At 40.8% G+C, this 19,278-nt stretch carries 17 protein-coding genes and 1 pseudogene; 15 read left to right on the plus strand and 3 right to left on the minus strand.

Annotated elements, in window-relative coordinates; genetic code table 11:
• Positions 1-89: 89 nt before the first annotated feature.
• The 9 genes and pseudogenes from nagA to C6N34_RS15370 all read left to right on the plus strand — a co-directional run bounded on the left by nagA (position 90) and on the right by C6N34_RS15370 (position 10,494).
• Positions 90-1,268, plus strand: a complete 1,179-nt coding sequence (gene nagA / locus C6N34_RS15330; protein WP_115538159.1) for an N-acetylglucosamine-6-phosphate deacetylase — start codon at positions 90-92, stop codon at positions 1,266-1,268.
• Positions 1,265-2,818, plus strand: a complete 1,554-nt coding sequence (locus C6N34_RS15335) for an FAD-binding oxidoreductase (RefSeq protein ID WP_115538160.1) — start codon at positions 1,265-1,267, stop codon at positions 2,816-2,818. Before nagA ends, C6N34_RS15335 begins: the two co-directional genes overlap by 4 nt.
• Positions 2,819-2,862: 44 nt before the next feature.
• On the plus strand, positions 2,863-4,092 hold the full coding sequence (locus tag C6N34_RS15340) for a bifunctional sterol desaturase/short chain dehydrogenase (RefSeq protein WP_057176909.1): 1,230 nt from the start codon (positions 2,863-2,865) through the stop codon (positions 4,090-4,092).
• A gap of 622 nt (positions 4,093-4,714) precedes the next feature.
• The gene (locus C6N34_RS15345) at positions 4,715-5,686 is read left to right on the plus strand and encodes a Uma2 family endonuclease (protein ID WP_141303764.1); all 972 of its coding nucleotides are present in this window, start codon (positions 4,715-4,717) and stop codon (positions 5,684-5,686) included.
• Between the two features lie 482 nt (positions 5,687-6,168).
• The gene (locus C6N34_RS17160; protein ID WP_329606417.1) at positions 6,169-7,203 is read left to right on the plus strand and encodes a Uma2 family endonuclease; all 1,035 of its coding nucleotides are present in this window, start codon (positions 6,169-6,171) and stop codon (positions 7,201-7,203) included.
• Between the two features lie 447 nt (positions 7,204-7,650).
• Positions 7,651-8,016 carry a hypothetical protein gene (locus C6N34_RS15355; protein WP_236107216.1) on the plus strand — a complete coding sequence of 122 codons (366 nt, stop codon included), beginning with the start codon at positions 7,651-7,653 and terminating at the stop codon, positions 8,014-8,016.
• Positions 8,017-8,450: 434 nt separating this feature from the next.
• Entirely contained in the window at positions 8,451-9,338 is an 888-nt protein-coding gene (locus C6N34_RS15360; RefSeq protein ID WP_236107218.1) for a Uma2 family endonuclease, read from the plus strand.
• Between the two features lie 213 nt (positions 9,339-9,551).
• Positions 9,552-9,761: pseudogene (locus C6N34_RS15365) on the plus strand (hypothetical protein); the annotation flags it as partial.
• 100 nt (positions 9,762-9,861) lie between these two features.
• Complete coding sequence (locus C6N34_RS15370; protein ID WP_057177347.1) at positions 9,862-10,494, plus strand: 4Fe-4S single cluster domain-containing protein; 633 nt, start codon at positions 9,862-9,864, stop codon at positions 10,492-10,494.
• 11 nt (positions 10,495-10,505) lie between these two features.
• On the opposite strand, the gene C6N34_RS15375 is transcribed toward C6N34_RS15370, so the two are convergent.
• Positions 10,506-10,838, minus strand: a complete 333-nt coding sequence (locus C6N34_RS15375) for a hypothetical protein (protein WP_181407035.1) — start codon at positions 10,836-10,838, stop codon at positions 10,506-10,508.
• Positions 10,839-10,887: 49 nt separating this feature from the next.
• Here C6N34_RS15375 and tnpA point away from each other — a divergent pair, with 49 nt between their 5' ends.
• Positions 10,888-11,289, plus strand: a complete 402-nt coding sequence (tnpA, locus tag C6N34_RS15380) for an IS200/IS605 family transposase (RefSeq protein ID WP_057177349.1) — start codon at positions 10,888-10,890, stop codon at positions 11,287-11,289.
• 148 nt (positions 11,290-11,437) lie between these two features.
• Positions 11,438-12,664 (plus strand): (E)-4-hydroxy-3-methylbut-2-enyl-diphosphate synthase, encoded by a 1,227-nt coding sequence (gene ispG / locus C6N34_RS15385; RefSeq protein ID WP_006277516.1) that lies wholly within the window; start codon positions 11,438-11,440, stop codon positions 12,662-12,664.
• A gap of 50 nt (positions 12,665-12,714) precedes the next feature.
• On the opposite strand, the gene rsmG is transcribed toward ispG, so the two are convergent.
• Both rsmG and C6N34_RS15395 read right to left on the minus strand, forming a co-directional pair.
• A complete protein-coding gene (rsmG, locus tag C6N34_RS15390; protein ID WP_115538542.1) occupies positions 12,715-13,464 on the minus strand; it encodes a 16S rRNA (guanine(527)-N(7))-methyltransferase RsmG in 750 nt (249 codons plus the stop codon).
• An 11-nt stretch (positions 13,465-13,475) separates the two neighbouring features.
• A complete protein-coding gene (locus C6N34_RS15395) occupies positions 13,476-14,129 on the minus strand; it encodes an ABC transporter ATP-binding protein (protein WP_057177350.1) in 654 nt (217 codons plus the stop codon).
• 121 nt (positions 14,130-14,250) lie between these two features.
• On the opposite strand from C6N34_RS15395, the gene C6N34_RS15400 reads away from it, so the two are divergent.
• The 4 genes from C6N34_RS15400 to secA all read left to right on the plus strand — a co-directional run bounded on the left by C6N34_RS15400 (position 14,251) and on the right by secA (position 19,270).
• The gene (locus C6N34_RS15400) at positions 14,251-15,183 is read left to right on the plus strand and encodes a Sll0314/Alr1548 family TPR repeat-containing protein (RefSeq protein WP_115538504.1); all 933 of its coding nucleotides are present in this window, start codon (positions 14,251-14,253) and stop codon (positions 15,181-15,183) included.
• A 32-nt stretch (positions 15,184-15,215) separates the two neighbouring features.
• Positions 15,216-15,668: a DUF3531 family protein gene (locus C6N34_RS15405; RefSeq protein WP_115538505.1), complete on the plus strand. Its 453-nt coding sequence runs from the start codon at positions 15,216-15,218 to the stop codon at positions 15,666-15,668.
• 7 nt (positions 15,669-15,675) lie between these two features.
• Positions 15,676-16,107, plus strand: coding sequence for an NUDIX hydrolase (locus C6N34_RS15410; protein ID WP_057177352.1), 432 nt, complete (start codon positions 15,676-15,678; stop codon positions 16,105-16,107).
• A gap of 367 nt (positions 16,108-16,474) precedes the next feature.
• Positions 16,475-19,270 (plus strand): preprotein translocase subunit SecA, encoded by a 2,796-nt coding sequence (secA, locus tag C6N34_RS15415; protein ID WP_115538506.1) that lies wholly within the window; start codon positions 16,475-16,477, stop codon positions 19,268-19,270.
• Positions 19,271-19,278 lie beyond the last annotated feature (8 nt).

Below are 19,278 nucleotides of genomic sequence, written 5' to 3' on the forward strand. Positions count from 1 at the left end.
TGAAAATTTAGGTTAGAAACTGGGACTTAGGGGAGTAATTGTCAAGATTTCCATCTAAAATGAGATAGTAGATTTATCTGGACAGGGTGATGACCACAACAACAGCAGAGCGGATAATTTGCAACACCGATATTATCAATGCAAAAGTACCCGGTTATCAAGGTTTACAGATGATCTGGGTGAACGAGCGGGGGAACATCGAAGAAATCTTACCCATGACCCAGCTGTGTCAAAGACAAACCAGGGATAACTTGCGGGTTCTGGATTTAGCAGGTGATTGGGTCTCATTGGGTGGTGTGGATCTGCAAATCAATGGGGGTTTGGGTTTAGCATTCCCCGACTTGACAGATAGAAACATCCACAGACTGGAAGAAATATCAAATTTTTTGTGGGAACAGGGGGTGGATGCTTATTTACCCACTTTAGTGACAACCTCCATAGAAAATATACATCGTTCCCTAGACCTCATAGCCAATTATGAGCAAAAATCCGGGGCAAAAATTCTAGGAGTCCATTTAGAAGGTCCCTTTTTAAATTATGGTAAACGGGGCGCACATCCAGCAGAATATTTACTCCCCTTAACCATGAATGAGGTTAATCGGGTATTAGGGGATTATGCTTCCCTGGTGAAGGTCATCACCCTAGCTCCTGAATTAGATCCCACTGGGGAAGTCATACCCTATCTGAGATCTTTAGGAATAACGGTGAGTTTAGGACATTCTCTAGCTACAGCAGCACAAGCAGATGAAGCTTTTAGATCGGGTGCTACTATGGTGACCCATGCGTTTAATGCCATGCCACCTCTACACCACCGAGAACCAGGTCTATTAGGTGCTGCTATAAATCATCCCCATGTGATGAGTAGCTTTATCGCCGATGGACAACACATTGTGCCGCCCATGTTAGAAATTTTATTACGTGCTAGCAAAGGACTATTTCTAGTCAGTGATGCTTTAGCACCACTAGGACTACCAGATGGAGAATATCCCTGGGATAGTCGAAAAATTACAGTAAAAAATGGTACAGCTAGATTAGCAGATGGAACCTTATCGGGAACCACATTTTCCTTACTAAAAGGAGTACAAAAGCTAGTGCAGTGGCAAATTTGCGACACTGAAACTGGAATCTTTTTAGCTACGGATGGGCCCAGAAAGGCAATTAATCTACCCACCATTGGTGCGGGTGTACAGGCCAATTTACTCCGTTGGTTTGAGGATCAAAATACAGGAGAATTGACTTGGAAAAGAATAGAACTTGCTAGGACATGACTATAACAGAAAAAATTCTCTCCCAACTGCCAGGAAACATATTAGAGAACCTACGGCGCAGCGATAAAACTTTAACATCCCTAAAAACCGATAACCAAACCTTTACGGAAGTAGTGAAACAGGAATCAACCCCATTAGAATCTATAGATTGGGATGTGATAATTTGTGGTGGGACATTAGGAATTTTAATTGGTAGTGCCCTAGCAGTGCGGGGAGTGCGAGTAGCATTATTGGAAAAAGGGGTTTTACAGGGAAGAGAACAAGAATGGAATATTTCTCGTCAGGAATTGTCAGTATTGATAAAATTAGACCTATTGACACAGGAGGAGTTAGCAACAACTATTGTTACCACCTATAACCCAGCGCGGGTAGGTTTTGCCAGTGGTGGGGAACTGTGGGTAGAGGATGTACTCAATATTGGGGTAGATCCGATTTGCCTACTCAAAACTCTCAAGAACCGGTTTCTGCTTGCAGGAGGAACATTACTAGAGAACACCCCATTTAACAACGCGGTGGTCCATTCCAATGGCGTAATGGTGAATAACCAATTTTCAGGTAGATTACTACTAGACGCTATGGGACACCTTTCACCCATTAGTAAACAAGCACGCGGGGGTAAAAAACCAGATGCAATATGTTTAGTAGTGGGAAGTTGTGCAGAAGGATTTACCAGCAATGACTCAGGGGATTTATTGCTATCCTTTACTACCCTACAAAATCAGTGTCAATACTTTTGGGAAGCCTTCCCCGCACGGGATGGTAGAACCACTTATTTATTTACCTATATTGACCCAGCATCCCAGCGGTTAAGCCTAGAAGAACTAATTGGTGAATATTTTCGCTTACTACCAGAATATCAAAAAGTAGAAATTGATAAATTAACTTTTAAAAGGGTGTTATTTGGTTTTTTTCCTAGTTACCGTCAAAGTCCCTTGCAAACACCTTGGAATTACATTTTACCCGTGGGAGATAGTAGTGGTAATCAGTCACCCCTAAGTTTTGGTGGATTTGGTGCCATGATTCGTCATTTAGAGCGATTAACCATGGGGATTGAGGAAGCATTACAAACTAATGAATTATGGGCTTCCTCCTTAAAATTACTACAGCCCTACCAACCTAGTTTAAGTGTGACCTGGTTGTTTCAAAAAGCCATGAGTGTAAGAATAAATCAGCAAATCCCACCGGATCAAATTAACCAACTACTGTCCGTAGTATTTACGGAAATGGCAAAATTAGGCACTCGGGTTTTAAAACCTTTTTTACAAGATATAGTGCAATTTTCAGCCTTGAGTCAAACCTTGTGGAGAACGGGTATAAACCATCCCTTATTAATAGCTAAGATTATTCCCCAAGTTGGTCTTTTCAGTTTGATAGATTGGATAGGTCACTATATAAACCTGCTGATTTTTACCCTTTTATTTTCTTTCAGCTCCATACCAGCACTAGGCAAAATAATTAATAACCTACCAAAAAGTCAACAATATTACATTCATCGGTGGATAGATGGTTGGAAATTTGGTTCCGGTAGAGATTACCACCTAAATCCATAGAATCTGTGGATAATGTAAAAATAAATGTAAAGTGCTAAAGGAAAATGATTTTGATTCAAAGCATAGAGATTGATTGGATATTAGTAAACACCGGTTTACAGTTTATCACCTGGGGGGTTTTCTCCCTATTACTAGCTGAAATTCTCCGGGATATTTATCATGCTTTGTGTCATCAAGTCACCTGGTTGTCAAAATGGCATAATAAGCACCACGCAGCATATCGTCGAGACCTGACCATTGCTTCTCAAAAAGCCTACATAGACTCCCAATTATATCATGACATTGTGGAATCTGTCATCCTGGTAGTTTTATTAATCTTTGTTACTCTCTTGACAAAACAGTGGGGTTTGTGGTTAGGGGTAGCCTATTCCATCACCTTTTTATACGGTGCATCTTTGCGCTACTTTCAAGGCACAATAGACACAGATTATAATCATTTACCCGGACCATTAGCAACAATTCCTTCCGTTTGGTTTGTGAATAGAACCTATCATTGGCGACACCATTTTGATGATGTCAACGCCTATTATAGTGGAGTATTTTCCCTAGTAGATAAAGTGTTGGGAACGGGACTTTCTCTTAAAGGTAAAACCATTGCTATTACCGGAGCTTCCGGAAGTTTAGGAAAAGCACTAACCACCCAATTAACTAAACAAAATGCCAAAGTTGTAGCCTTAACAACTAACCCAGAAAATATCCCAAACCACTCTGGAATCAAAGTCATCCCCTGGCAATTGGGCAACGAAATAGAACTAAAAGCCAACTTAGAAAAAGTTGACATTTTAATTATCAACCATGGCATTAATGTTTATGGCGATCGCACTTCAGCTGCTATGAATAATTCCTATGAAATTAACACATTTTCCGCACTGCGGTTAATAGACATATTTTCGGAGACTGTTACTGGACCCCATGCTAAAGCAACCAAGGAAATTTGGGTGAACACCTCGGAAGCTGAAGTTTCACCTGCATTAAGTCCTCTTTATGAACTGAGTAAGAGAGCATTAGGAGATTTAGTCACCCTAAAACGCCTAAATGGAGTCTGTGTAATTAGGAAACTAATACTAGGTCCGTTTAAAAGTCAACTTAATCCCTATGGGGTCATGTCATCAACCCAAGTAGCAAAGGGAATCGTGTTTTTAGCTCAACGGGACTTTAGAAACATTATTGTTACAGTCAACCCCCTAACCTACCTACTGTTCCCCATCAAAGAGTTTACCACATGGTTATATTATAGAATTTTCACAAACAGCTATAGTTTAAGGCGATTGTAAAGCACTCCTGATGGTTATGGAATTACCCGTTATTGTTTGAGTCAACCCACGCGACTGTCTGTGGGGGAGACCGGGAATCAATTCCGGGTCTCAAAGCTCAAATCGGTTTAAAACCGACTAGTTTTGTCGTGGGTATCGTAGGTTGGGTTGAGGAACGAAACCCAACAAACCAACGGGACATATATAAATGCGATTGCATTGCACTCCCTACAGGAGCTCGCGAAAGACTAGCAACCTGGAGACTGTGTGTGGGGGAGACCGGGGAATCAATTCCGGGTCTCAAAGCGAAAGTCGGTTTAAAACCGACTGGTTTTGTCGTGGGTAATCGTAGGTTGGGTTGAGGAACGAAACCCAACAAACCAACCGGATATATATAAATGCGATTGCAAAACACTCCATACAGGAAATCGCCAATTACCCGTTATTGTTTAAATTAATCCATACCTGGAGACTGTCTGTTGGGGAGACCGGGAATCAATTCTGGGTCTCAAAGCGAAAGTCGGTTTAAAACCGACTAGTTTTGTGATATTGTAAGTTGAGTTCAATAACTCAACATCCCTAAACAAACTATGTTATATTAAATTAAACCGATTAAGTCAGTACCAAAGTGGGAGGTATAGACATGGTGAGGCAAATTCCATCAAAAACTCAACTGGGGGTGATAGAATCTAACATTAGTCATGGTGTGGAGACGCCTAAAATTGTCTACCCAGAAAGTGATAATAAACCTATGGCGGATAACACTAGACAATTTACATGGATTGTCAAAATTAAGGAAAATTTAGAAATACTATTTAAGTCCAATGCAGATGTGTTTGTGGCTGGGGACTTATTTTGGTATCCAGTGGAGGGTAGTAACAAAATTAAACTAGCCCCTGACACCATGGTAGTGTTTGGGAGACCCAAGGGGCACCGGGGGTCTTATCGACAGTGGGAGGAGGATAATATTCCTCCCCAGGTGGTGTTTGAAATTTTATCTCCTAGTAATAATAATACTGAGATGGATAGAAAAAAGCTCTTTTATCTGGAACATGGAGTAGAAGAGTATTATGTGTATGACCCAGATAGGATTAGTCTAGAAGTATCTATTAGAGAAAATAATTCATTTAAAGAGATTAAGGATTTTAGTGTTTGGACTAGTCCAAGATTGGATGTACGGTTTGATATGACGGGAGATGAATTAGTCATCTATTATCCAGACGGTGGTAGGTTTCTTAGTCCTGTAGAGTTGAGTAATTATGCAGAACAAGAAACCCAACGTGCAGAACGTGAAAGACTTCTCAAAGAGCAGGAAACTCAACGTGCAGAACGTGAAAGACTTCTCAAAGAACAAGAAACCCAACGTGCAGAACGTGAAAGACTTCTCAAAGAGCAGGAAACTCAGCGTGCAGAACGTGAAAGACTTCTCAAAGAGCAGGAAACTCAACGTACAGAACGTGAAAAACTTCTCAAAGAGCAGGAAACTCAACGTGCAGAACGTGAAAAATTGCTTAAAGAACAAGAAAGATTTCTCAAAGAGCAGGAACAAATAAAGTATCAAACCTTGCTATCACAATTAAAAGCTAAGGGTATTGATATTACTGCACTCGAATAAACTATTACCTGTACCAGAATAACCTGGGAGGTTTTTAAAAACTGGATTTTATAATAAAGAGAAGAGCGATTGCGAAGCACTCCCTACGGGAGCTCGCAAAGGACTAGCAACCTGGAGACTGTCTGTTGGGGTGGGGGAACCGGGAATCAATTCTGGGTCTCAAAGCTCAAATCGGTTTAAAACCGACTAATTTTGTCGTGGGTATCGTAGGTTGGGTTGAGGAACGAAACCCAACAAACCAACGGGACATATATAAATGCGATTGCGAAGCACTCCCTACGGGAGCTCGCAAAGGACTAGCAACCTGGAGACTGTCTGTTGGGGAAACCGGGAATCAATTCTGGGTCTCAAAGCGAAAGTCGGTTTAAAACCGACTAGTTTTGTGATATTGTAAGTTGAGTTCAATAACTCAACATCCCTAAACAAACTATGTTATATTAAATTAAACCGATTAAGTCAGTACCAAAGTAGGAGGTATAGACATGGTGAGGCAAATTGCACCAAAAACTCAACTGGGGGTGATAGAATCTAACATTAGTCAGGGTGTGGAGACGCCTAAAATTGTCTACCCAGAAAGTGATAATAAACCTATGGCGGATAACACTAGACAATTTACATGGATTGTCAAAATTAAGGAAAATTTAGAAATACTATTTAAGTCCAATGCAGATGTGTTTGTGGCTGGGGACTTATTTTGGTATCCAGTGGAGGGTAGTAACAAAATTAAACTAGCCCCTGACACCATGGTAGTGTTTGGGAGACCCAAGGGGCACCGGGGGTCTTATCGACAGTGGGAAGAGGATAATATTCCTCCCCAGGTGGTTTTTGAAATTTTATCTCCCGGGAATACTCAAGATGAAATGGACAAAAAAAAGCTGTTTTATCTGAAACATGGAGTAGAAGAGTATTATGTGTATGACCCAGATAGGATTAGTCTAGAAGTATCTATTAGAGAAAATAATTCATTTAAAGAGATTAAGGATTTTAGTGTTTGGACTAGTCCAAGATTGGATGTACGGTTTGATATGACGGGAGATGAATTAGTCATCTATTATCCAGACGGTGGTAGGTTTCTTAGTCCTGTAGAGTTGAGTAATTATGCAGAACAAGAAACCCAACGTGCAGAACGTGAAAGACTTCTCAAAGAGCAGGAAACTCAGCGTGCAGAACGTGAAAGACTTCTCAAAGAGCAGGAAACTCAGCGTGCAGAACGTGAAAGACTTCTCAAAGAGCAGGAAACTCAGCGTGCAGAACGTGAAAGACTTCTCAAAGAGCAGGAAACTCAACGTACAGAACGTGAAAGACTTCTCAAAGAGCAGGAAACTCAACGTGCAGAACGTGAAAAATTGCTTAAAGAACAAGAAAGATTTCTCAAAGAGCAGGAAACTCAACGTGCAGAACGTGAAAAATTGCTTAAAGAACAAGAAAGATTTCTCAAAGAGCAGGAACAAATAAAGTATCAAACCTTGCTATCACAATTAAAAGCTAAGGGTATTGATATTACTGCACTCGAATAAACTATTACCTGTACCAGAATAACCTGGGAGGTTTTTAAAAACTGGATTTTATAATAAAGAGAAGAGCGATTGCGAAGCACTCCCTACGGGATCTCGCGAAAGACTAGCAACCTGGAGACTGTCTGTGGGGGAGACCGGGGAATCAATTCCGGGTCTCAAAGCGAAAGTCGGTTTTAAACCGACTGGTTTTGCCGTGGGTATCGTAGGTTGGGTTGAGGAACGAAACCCAACAAACCAACGGGACATATATAGACATATATAAATGCGATTGCGAAGCACTCCCTACGGGAGCTCGCAAAGGACTAGCAACCTGGAGACTGTCTGTTGGGGGAACCGGGAATCAATTCTGGATCTCAAAGCGAAAGTCGGTTTTAAACCGACTAGTTTTGTGATGATGAATTAGTCATCTATTATCCAGACGGTGGTAGGTTTCTTAGTCCTGTAGAATTGAGTAATTATGCAGAACAAGAAACCCAACGTGCAGAACGTGAAAGACTTCTCAAAGAGCAGGAAACTCAGCGTGCAGAACGTGAAAGACTTCTCAAAGAACAAGAAACCCAACGTGCAGAACGTGAAAGACTTCTCAAAGAGCAGGAAACTCAGCGTGCAGAACGTGAAAGACTTCTCAAAGAGCAGGAAACTCAACGTACAGAACGTGAAAGACTTCTCAAAGAGCAGGAAACTCAACGTGCAGAACGTGAAAAATTGCTTAAAGAACAAGAAAGATTTCTCAAAGAGCAGGAACAAATAAAGTATCAAACCTTGCTATCACAATTAAAAGCTAAGGGTATTGATATTACTGCACTCGAATAAACTATTACCTGTACCAGAATAACCTGGGAGGTTTTTAAAAACTGGAGTTTATACTAAAGAGAAGAGCGATTGCGAAGCACTCCCTACGGAAGCTTGTGCAGCACTCCATACAGGAGCTCTGGTCTTGTCGTGGGTAATCGTAGGTTGGGTTGAGGAACGAAACCCAACAAACCAACCGGATATATATAAATGCGATTGCAAAACACTCCATACAGGAAATCGCCAATTACCCGTTATTGTTTAAATTAATCCATACCTGGAGACTGTCTGTTAGGGAGACCGGGAATCAATTCTGGGTCTCAAAGCGAAAGTCGGTTTTAAACCGACTAGTTTTGTGATATTGTAAGTTGAGTTCAATAACTCAACATCCCTAAACAAACTATGTTATATTAAATTAAACCGATTAAGTCAGTACCAAAGTGGGAGGTATAGACATGGTGAGGCAAATTCCATCAAAAACTCAACTGGGGGTGATAAAATCTAACACTAATCAGGGTGTGGACACGCCTAAAATTGTCTACCCAGAAAGTGATAATAAACCTATGGCGGATAACACTAGACAATTTACATGGATTGTCAAAATTAAGGAAAATTTAGAAATACTATTTAAGTCCAATGCAGATGTGTTTGTGGCTGGGGACTTATTTTGGTATCCAGTGGAGGGTAGTAACAAAATTAAACTAGCCCCTGACACCATGGTAGTGTTTGGGAGACCCAAGGGGCACCGGGGGTCTTATCTACAGTGGGAGGAGGATAATATTCCTCCCCAGGTGGTGTTTGAAATTTTATCTCCTGGTAATAATAATACTGAGATGGATAGAAAAAAGCTCTTTTATCTGGAACATGGAGTGGAGGAGTATTATGTATATGATCCAGATAGGATTAGTCTAGAAGTATCCATTAGAGAAAATAACTCATTTAAGGAGATTGAGAATTTTACCACTTGGACCAGTCCAAGATTGAAAATAAGATTTGACATGAGCCAAGATGAATTAGTCATCTATTATCCAGATGGGAGTAAGTTTCTTAGTCCTGTAGAATTGAGTAATTATGCAGAACAAGAAACTCAACGTGCAGAACGTGAAAAATTGCTTAAAGAACAAGAAAGATTTCTCAAAGAGCAGGAAACTCAACGTGCAGAACGTGAAAAATTGCTTAAAGAACAAGAAAGATTTCTCAAAGAGCAGGAAACTCAACGTGCAGAACGTGAAAAATTGCTTAAAGAACAAGAAAGATTTCTCAAAGAGCAGGAACAAATAAAGTATCAAACCTTGCTATCACAATTAAAAGCTAAGGGTATTGATATTACTGCACTCGAATAAACTATTACCTGCACCAGAATACCCTTGGGGGTTTTTAAAACCTGGAGTTTATACTAAAGAGAAGAGCGATTGCGAAGCACTCCCTTGTCGCCCTTATTATATACTACTAAATAAGAACACAGATATTTTTAAAAACCAACACAAAACCAAAAACAAATGCTAAAATTGAGCAGATGAGACTACTTTCCAACCCTGCACCCCCTCTTATCAACCGTGCGCCAACCTTTAACCACCACCCAAAATGGAACCACTCCCCTTGCTGGGGAATCCCTCAATCTCCCAGATCACACCCAGCTACCGGACTCTGATGATAATTTCGTGAAGAATTTCCAAGAACACCCACAAAGCATAATATTAACCACATCCATTGAACCCTTACTAAAAGAAATCCATCCCAATGGAGACTATTGCATAGGACAAGATAGAGATGGGCATAGAATTGGGAATACTGTATGACAACCAGAACCCACCCACACCGTGGTTAAGATGGTGGAGGGATTCACTATAAGTTAGGAGTAATAAAATGACAGCAGCTTTAAACGAATTAGTGATACTATCTCCCATGGAAGAGATTCCCAACGGGTATCTAAACATCATGGGGTATGTTGACAAATCCGAGGTTAACGGACCCGGTCGTCGTGCTGTGGTATGGATGCAGGGTTGTCCTCGCCATTGTTCCAGTTGTTTTAATCCCCAGTCTTGGAGTTTTGAAGTTAACAAGTTAGTTGCTATTGATGACCTAGCGGAAGATATCCTGAGAAATTCTGAAAATACAGGGGTTACTTTTTCAGGAGGAGAACCATTTCTGCAAGCCAAGTCCCTAGCGATTTTGGCAAGAAAACTCAAAGCTAGGGGTTTAAATGTAATGTCCTTCAGCGGTTTTACCCTCCAGGAATTACAGTCGGAATCAGCACCCCCCGGTTCTCGGGAATTATTAGGAGAATTGGACATTTTAATTGATGGTCCATTTGTAGATTCCTTAGCTATTAACTCCCCCACCTCCCCCGTATCCTCCCGGAACCAAAAAGTCTATGTGTTTAACCCAGAGTTTAATGATAAGATCACCTGGGCCAGCGATCAAATAGAAGTTCACATTCTGAAAGATGGAGCACGAATTGTGACCGGTTATCAAGGTTCCCTGGAACTGTTTAATTAAGCTTCTCCGGTCTAAAGACACGGAGATTTCTGAAGAGTCCATAAACGAACTTTCTGAGGCTGGCTTAAACAGCCTCTACTGATTCCGCTAAGATCAATTCCTAGCATCACCGCTACTTTTTTCAAAATATTAGCAGCACCATTACAGTCCGCATTAATTTTGAACCCATCAGAAGTTTGATATACTCCACGACTAACTCGTTTCCCGCTTGCTTTCCACCCTTCGGGTTTTTCACCGAATTTAGGTATGACGTACTCCAATATCGCTGTTATTGATTTATCGGACTTGATAAGAACTTGTTGGCATCCGTACATTGTTCGACCTTCAATGTTTGTTGATTTCAAAAGTATAGTTGAGATATGATTTACTTGTCAATAGCAGCCACGAAACAATATGAAGACAACACTGGAATACAGAATAGGAAATCACTCAAAAGGTAATGCAGTAGTGCATCTTGTATGGATACCTAAACGCCGAAAAAAGGTATTATCTGGAGAGATAGCTAAATGCCTTAGACAGATAATTTACGAACTAGCCAAAGAAAAAGACTGGGATATCCTCTCTCTTGAGGTTGCTCCAGACCATGTTCATTTATTTGTAGAACATCAACCAGATGTTGCTATAAATCAAGTGGTTAAAGCTTTTAAAGGACGGTCATCTAGCTTGTTAAGACGAAAATTTCCTGAATTACTTAAACTTCCTAGCCTATGGACTAATAGTTATTTTTATTCCACTGCTGGACAGGTTTCAGCAGATGTTATTAAAAGGTATATTGAAGATCCGCGTCACGGTTAAATATCAAGGCGAATAAATTCGCCGTTGGCACTTCCTGTCTAAAGCCAAGTGGCTTCCGTGCCGGCGATTTTCTTGTGATAAAAAGTGGCCTGTAGCTAACAGTCCTAAGAATCTGGTATGGTAGCTACAGAATCTACTTATTGAGGCTATGCAAACCCTACCATCCCTTGAGACTGGTAAAATCATCACCAGCCAACCTACTTTTGACACCACTATTAAACGTCGTAAAACCCGTGCTGTTAAGGTGGGGGATGTGATTATTGGTGGTGGCTACCCCGTGGTAGTACAGTCAATGATTAATGAAGACACCTTAGATATTGATGGCTCTGTCAGCGCTATTCGTCGTCTCCATGAAATTGGCTGCGAAATAGTTAGAGTAACTGTTCCCAGTATGGCCCATGCCAAAGCATTAGCGGAAATTAAACAAAAGTTACAACAAACTTACAGGGATGTTCCCATTGTAGCTGATGTTCACCACAACGGGATGAAAATTGCCTTAGAGGTGGCTAAACACATCGAAAAAGTCCGAATCAATCCAGGATTATACGTATTTGAGAAACCGAACACCAATCGCACTGAATATACAAAAACTGAGTTTGACGAAATAGGGGAAAAAATTCGTGAGACCCTAGCTCCACTGGTAGTGTCACTGCGAGATCAAGGTAAAGCTATGCGTATTGGAGTGAACCATGGTTCTCTAGCAGAAAGAATGTTATTTACCTATGGTGATACGCCCGAGGGTATGGTAGAATCAGCTTTAGAATTTATCCGTATTTGTGAATCTCTGAATTTTTACAACATTGTTATTTCCATGAAAGCATCGCGGGTTCCGGTGATGGTAGCTGCATACCGACTCATGTCCAAACGGATGGATGATTTGGGTATGGATTATCCCTTACATTTAGGGGTGACGGAAGCAGGAGATGGTGAATATGGTAGAATTAAATCCACTGCGGGGATTGCCACCTTGTTAGCAGATGGTATTGGTGATACCATTCGCGTGTCTTTAACAGAATCACCGGAAAAGGAGATTCCCGTTTGTTACAGCATTCTTCAAGCTCTGGGTTTGCGGAAAACAATGGTTGAATACGTCGCTTGTCCTTCTTGTGGTAGGACTTTATTTAATCTAGAGGAGGTGCTCCATAAAGTTCGGGAAGCAACGAAACATTTAACCGGGTTAGATATTGCTGTTATGGGTTGTATTGTCAACGGTCCAGGGGAAATGGCTGATGCGGACTATGGATATGTGGGCAAAAATCCCGGTTTTATCTCTTTGTATAGGGGTAGAGAGGAGATTAAAAAGGTTCCAGAAGACCAAGGGGTGGAAGAATTAATTAATTTAATTAAAGCTGATGGTCGTTGGATAGATCCTTAATTGACTGACACTCCCCCCAATTGTGGGGGGTCGGAGTCTGTTAATATCCCTCATAATGGATTTTGGGTGGGTACGCCCACAGGACGAGGAAAACTGATAGGTGTGTGTAGCACCTTCCTTAAATATACACAGTGACGAACACTTTTAGTCAGGGGAGTGGTAAATCTATCTATCAGATCTATCCTAGCTCCCAAAATATTGGCAGTATGTTCTAAATTTTGATTTTCTTCCTGTGTCCAGGTTCCCCGATAAATGATTGCCAAACCGCCTTTTTTGATTAAGGGTAATGCATATTCACTACATATAGAAGCACTAGCTACAGCGCGAATGACTGCTAAATTATATTTCTCCCTGTATGGGGTGTCTTGTCCAATTTCCTCCGCTCTTCCTAGAATTGTTGTTGCATTACTCAGGGGTAGTTTTTCTATAGCACTGTTGATAAAGTTAACTTTCTTGCGAGTAGAATCTAGTAGAGTTACCTGGTAATGAGGAAAAACTATGCCAATTGGTAGACCGGGAAATCCCGCACCGCTACCAATGTCAATTATTGACCCAGCTGCATTCAATTCTGGTAGAAAATGCTGCTGTGGTGCAACTCCTCTTAAAGAATCCCAAAGATGTTTTTCCCAAAATTCTTTGGGTTCGGTAATTCGAGTTAAGTTGATTTGACGATTAGCAAGTACAATCAAATCGTACAGCTTTTGCAGTTGATTCCCCTGTTCAATTGTCGGTTGCCAATTTAATGTTTCCTGCCAAATTTCTGCCATCTCCGGTAAAGTACCGCCACTTTCCCTATCCATGATTATCATAGTTACTTCGCAATTGACTCTAAACTGGGAGCAATGGGACTCAAAATACCATGGTGGAGATTCCAACAACAATCTGCTATTGGTAATAGATCCCCCGCATCATGGGTGACTACCAGTATTGTCCAGTTTTTCTTGAGTCTCTCTAGTAAAGTGACTAGTTGACGACGCATTGACCAGTCCAGACCTGCTGTAGGCTCATCTAGTAGTAATAGGTTTGGTTGGCGAATCAACTGTACAGCTAGAGCTAAACGTCTTTGTTGTCCACCACTGAGAGCATTAGGCGATGTAGATAAGGATAAGCTCTCTAGTCCTACCTCCTTTAATGCATTCTTGACCCTCTCTAGTCCTAGTTCTGGATGACCCAAACGCAACTCTTCCAAAATTGTGCCCCCACAAAAGTGTCTTTCTGGAAATTGAAATACTATCCCCGCTAGTTGTTGCAGGTGTTCTGCTACTAGTCCTTGTTCCCTCCAAAATATACCACCACTAGTGGGTTCTGCAAGTCCTGATAAAATCTCTAGTAGGGTACTTTTGCCAGATCCACTGGGTCCAATTACTAGTCCTAGTTTTTGAGGTGGTAGTTCCAAATTAATAGCTTGGAGAATTGGAGTGGGACAAGCTGTGGGGTGATAAGTTAGATTTTGAAGATAGAGCATTTGATAAGATAGGTTTTAGAAATGAAGTTTTTCTGGCTTTTTTGTATATTATATTAGGTCTGTTTGGTTTCTCCTACGTACAAATAACTTGAGTTTAAGTGCTGTAACTACTCTGTAAATTATGATATCCAAAGGTTTTTTAATTGCTTTCCTCACTCTCCCCAGAAATTTATCCGTTGTTCAGGTGGTTTCTATGGCTACCCTAGCTCTTGGTTTGAGCATTAATACGGCTTTTGCCGGAGATCCATTTCGTGCTAATCAACCTCATAAAATTGGCGATCGCACTGAAGCGGCTTTTAGAGCAATTTTTGAACAGGGGAATTATGGAGCTGGTGAAGATCATCTGAAAAAAGCCATGGTCGAGGAACCGGGGGAACCTTTGGTCTATGCTTTGAAAGCGTCCCTGTCCTATGTTAATCAAGATTGGGTTGCTTTGGAGAAGTATAGTCGAAAAACCTTAGAAACTGGTGAAAAGTTGACTGCGACTAATCCCTTGCGTGGTAATTTATATACTGGAGTGGGTAACTTTTTAATTGGAGCGACAACTCTCACTCGTCAAGGGGTTTGGAAAGGTGCTTCCCAGGCTTTTTTACAGTTAAAAAAGGTTTATGAATATTTAGACCAGGCAGAGGCTATTGATGCTAATGATCCTGAGTTAAGTTTAATTAGGGGTTATATGAATCTGATATTAGCGGTAAACTTACCCTTTACTAGTCCAGAAAAGGCAATTGAACAATGGCAACAAAATGCCGCACCTCGTTACTTGGTAGATAGAGGGATTGCTTTGGCATATCGAGATTTAAAACAATATCCGGAAGCCCTAGAGTATGTCAATCGAGCTTTAAATAGCACTAGTGACAATCCAGAAATTTATTATCTCAAAGCTCAAATTCTTCATGAGCAAGCCAAAAGAGAACAAGACCAGAATTTGGTTCAACAGGCGATCGCCAATTTTGATTTAGCCCTAGCCAAGAAATCCCAACTTCCTTCTAGTTTAGTTAAACAAATTGAGTATGAGCGTAGCCAGGCTCAAGCTAGACTTAAAAGCAATTAGAGATTAAAGAAACTACTGAAGAAACCACTAAAATGCACATTCAATTTCGAGAATTTAACCCCTTTGATGTCTGGATTTGGTTTAAGTTTGGGACAATTCCCTCCCCGCAGGAAAAACAATATGTGGAAGAGGTTTTTAACTCCTGGTTTTATTTAGGGAAACTAGGAGGATTTAACGCCGAGAACTTGCAAATACAAGAAACTGGTGTAGACCTAAACTACATAGATTATGATAGGGAAGGTTATAGTCGTTCCATGGTAGCTCTCATGCACAACATGGGGGAATTTGAATATGAGGGAGAATGGGGAAGATGCTGGTTCGACCTAGGCACAAGCGATGCGATCGCATTAGACATTCTTTTGAATGCACTGTTGCAGTTAAATGAAGAGTATGTTGTGATAGAAATCCTATATATTGGGGGAGAAAACGAAGATTGGCCAGTAGAGAATGAGGAGATGCGTGCTTACTCAATTTACGAGAACTAAAAGAAAGATGAACAAACCAGGTGAGATTCGTGTTATAGTTCTAGCCCTAATCAGAGATGGGGAAAGAATATTTGTTTCCGAGGGATATGATCCAACCAAGCAATCAACATTTTATCGAGCTTTAGGTGGAGGGATAGAATTCGGGGAAAGCAGTCGAATGGCATTAGCGAGGGAATTTCAAGAAGAAATTCAAGCCGAACTAACCAATATTAGCTATTTAGGTTGTATAGAAAACCTATTTATTTTTGATGGTAACCAGGGACATGAAATCATTCAACTTTACCAATGTGACTTTGCTGACCCCAGATTTTATCAAATAGAAAGTCTCACCTTTTCAGAAACACCCCAGAAAAAACATCGCGCCCTCTGGGTAGAAATTAGTAAATTTAAATCAGGAGAACTCAGATTAGTGCCAGAAATATTTTTTGACTACCTGTAATTGCCATCTTCTCCTGAATCTCCAACTTGATATAGTAGAGTTTTATCATTGTGTCAAACTTATTCAAGACCAAGCCCAAACATACTCGAATTCAACGTCAGTTACTCATACTAATGTTAATCATTTTTGGCGGGAGTGTAGTCCTAGGATTTATAATGGGTCTGCTCACCGGTATTCAACCCGTGACCTAACCAGCTGGAAATCGATAATATTACCTAATTTAATGAGTTCCAGGAGCATACATTTTGTTTATGAGATAGAATCTCTATAGGAGTATGTTGCTGGTAGAATGTAAAGGCTACACTAAGTAGCTCACCTGTCAAAACTCATCAGTCAACAATTAACACTTAATATTTGATAACTTGCCATGCTAAAACTATTGTTGGGCGATCCCAACGCTCGTAAACTAAAAAAGTACCAACACTACATTACAGAAATTAATCTCTTAGAAGAAGATGTTAAATTACTCTCTGATGATGAGTTAAGGGGGAAAACTGCTGAGTTTAAACAAAGATTAAACAAAGGTGAAAGCTTAGAGGAGATTCTAGCAGAAGCTTTTGCAGTAGTAAGAGAAGCTTCTTCCAGAGTATTAGGGTTAAGACATTTTGATGTTCAGCTGGTAGGGGGAGTAATTCTCCACACAGGACAAATAGCAGAAATGAAAACCGGTGAAGGTAAAACCCTAGTAGCTACCTTACCCAGTTATTTAAATGCTTTAAGTAATAAAGGTGTTCATGTTGTTACTGTAAATGATTATCTAGCTCGACGAGATGCGGAATGGATGGGTCAGATACACCGCTTCTTGGGAATGAGTGTGGGACTGATTCAGTCGACCATGATCCCCATAGAAAGGAAAAAAAATTACGACTGTGATATTACTTATGTAACCAACAGTGAAGTAGGTTTTGACTACCTGCGAGATAATATGGCCACATCCATGGAAGAAGTGGTGCAACGTCCATTTAATTATTGTGTAATCGACGAAGTGGATTCCATTCTCATTGATGAAGCGCGAACTCCCCTAATTATTTCTGGACAAGTAGAAAGACCAACAGAAAAATACTTACAAGCAGCAGAAATTGCATTTACCCTTAAAAAAGACGATCACTACGAAGTGGATGAAAAAGCGCGGAATGTTCTTTTAACAGATGATGGGTTTGCCGAAGCTGAGAATCTTTTAGGCGTAACCGATTTATTTGATCCAGAAAATCCCTGGGCCCATTTTGTCTTTAATGCTATTAAGGCGAAAGAACTATTCCTCAAAGACGTGAATTATATCGTGCGCAATGGGGAAGTGGTAATTGTTGATGAATTTACTGGTCGGGTACTACCAGGAAGACGGTGGAGCGATGGTTTGCACCAAGCTATAGAAGCCAAAGAAAGAGTGGAAATTCAGCCTGAAACCCAAACCCTGGCAACCATTACCTACCAAAACCTATTTTTGCTTTATCCGAAATTAGCTGGAATGACAGGGACGGCCAAAACGGAAGAAGCGGAATTTGAAAAGATTTATAAATTAGAAGTAAGTGTTATTCCCACTCACCGCACCAGAAAACGTCAAGACCTATCCGACATGGTGTTTAAAACAGAACCGGGTAAATGGGGAGCCATTGCACGGGAATGTGAAGAAATGCACAAAGGTGGCAGACCGGTACTAGTAGGAACCACTAGTGTGGAAAAATCCGAACTGTTGAGCAGATTACTGCAAGAAAAGGGTATTCCTCACGAATTACTAAATGCTAGACCGGAAAACGTAGAACGGGAAGCGGAAATTGTCGCCCAAGCTGGACGCAGGGGTGCAGTAACCATAGCTACTAATATGGCGGGACGAGGCACGGATATTATTTTAGGCGGTAACTCCGAATATATGGCTCGGTTGAAGTTACGGGAATATTTTATGCCTAGGATTGTGAGACCAGAAGATGATCAATTCAGCATTCAAAGAGCTTCAGGACTTCCTAGTGGAAATGGTAGTAATGGTAGTGGTCAGGGTTTTGTTCCCGGCAAAAAAAGCAAAAATTGGCGCGTATCTAGGGGGATTTTTCCCACTGAGTTATCCCAGGTAACTGAAAAACTATTAAAGGAAGCGGTTGAGGTAGCAGTTAATGCCTACGGTAGTCGCGCCTTATCGGAATTAGAAGCAGAAGATAAAGTAGCTATAGCTGCTGAAAAAGCACCTACGGATGATGCAGTAGTGCAAAAGTTAAGAGATGCTTACCAGACTATTAAACAAGAATATGAAAAATTTACTGACGCTGAACATGTAGAAGTAGTAAACAATGGTGGACTCCATGTCATAGGTACAGAAAGGCATGAATCACGGCGGATTGATAACCAATTAAGAGGAAGATCGGGTAGACAAGGTGACCCGGGGACAACCAGATTTTTCCTGAGTCTGGAAGATAATTTACTGAGAATATTTGGTGGAGATCGGGTAGCTGGGTTAATGAATGCGTTCCAAGTAGAGGAAGATATGCCCATTGAATCGGGTTTATTAACTCGTAGTTTGGAAGGTGCTCAGAAAAAGGTGGAAACCTATTACTATGACATTCGTAAGCAAGTGTTTGAATATGACGAAGTCATGAATAATCAACGTCGTGCTATTTATGCTGAACGTAGACGAGTTTTAGAAGGAGAAGATTTAAAAGAACAGGTCATCAAATATGCAGAAAAGACCATGGATGACATCGTGAATTATTATATTAACCCAGAATTACCCTCAGAAGAATGGGATTTAGAAAAGTTGGTGGGCAAGGTTAAGGAGTTTGTTTACTTATTAGCTGATATGCAACCCACCCAACTAGAGGATATGGGGGTAGGAGAAATTAAGGCTTTCCTTCATGAACAATCGCGTATTGCCTATGATATGAAAGAAGCAGAAATAGACCAAATTCAACCGGGTCTGATGCGACAAGCAGAACGATTCTTCATTTTACAGCGGATAGATACCTTATGGCGAGAACATTTACAGCAGATGGATGCCCTGCGTGAATCTGTAGGGTTACGTGGTTACGGACAAAAAGATCCACTTATTGAGTACAAGAGCGAGGGATACGAGTTGTTCTTAGACATGATGGTGAATATTCGCAGGGATGTGGTTTACTCCCTGTTTATGTTCCAACCGCAGCAACAACCCGCAGTCCAAACCTCTGAAATAGTCTAACCGTTCCC

Source organism: Cylindrospermopsis raciborskii Cr2010 (assembly GCF_003367075.2).
Classification (GTDB): Bacteria; Cyanobacteriota; Cyanobacteriia; order Cyanobacteriales; family Nostocaceae; genus Raphidiopsis; species Raphidiopsis raciborskii.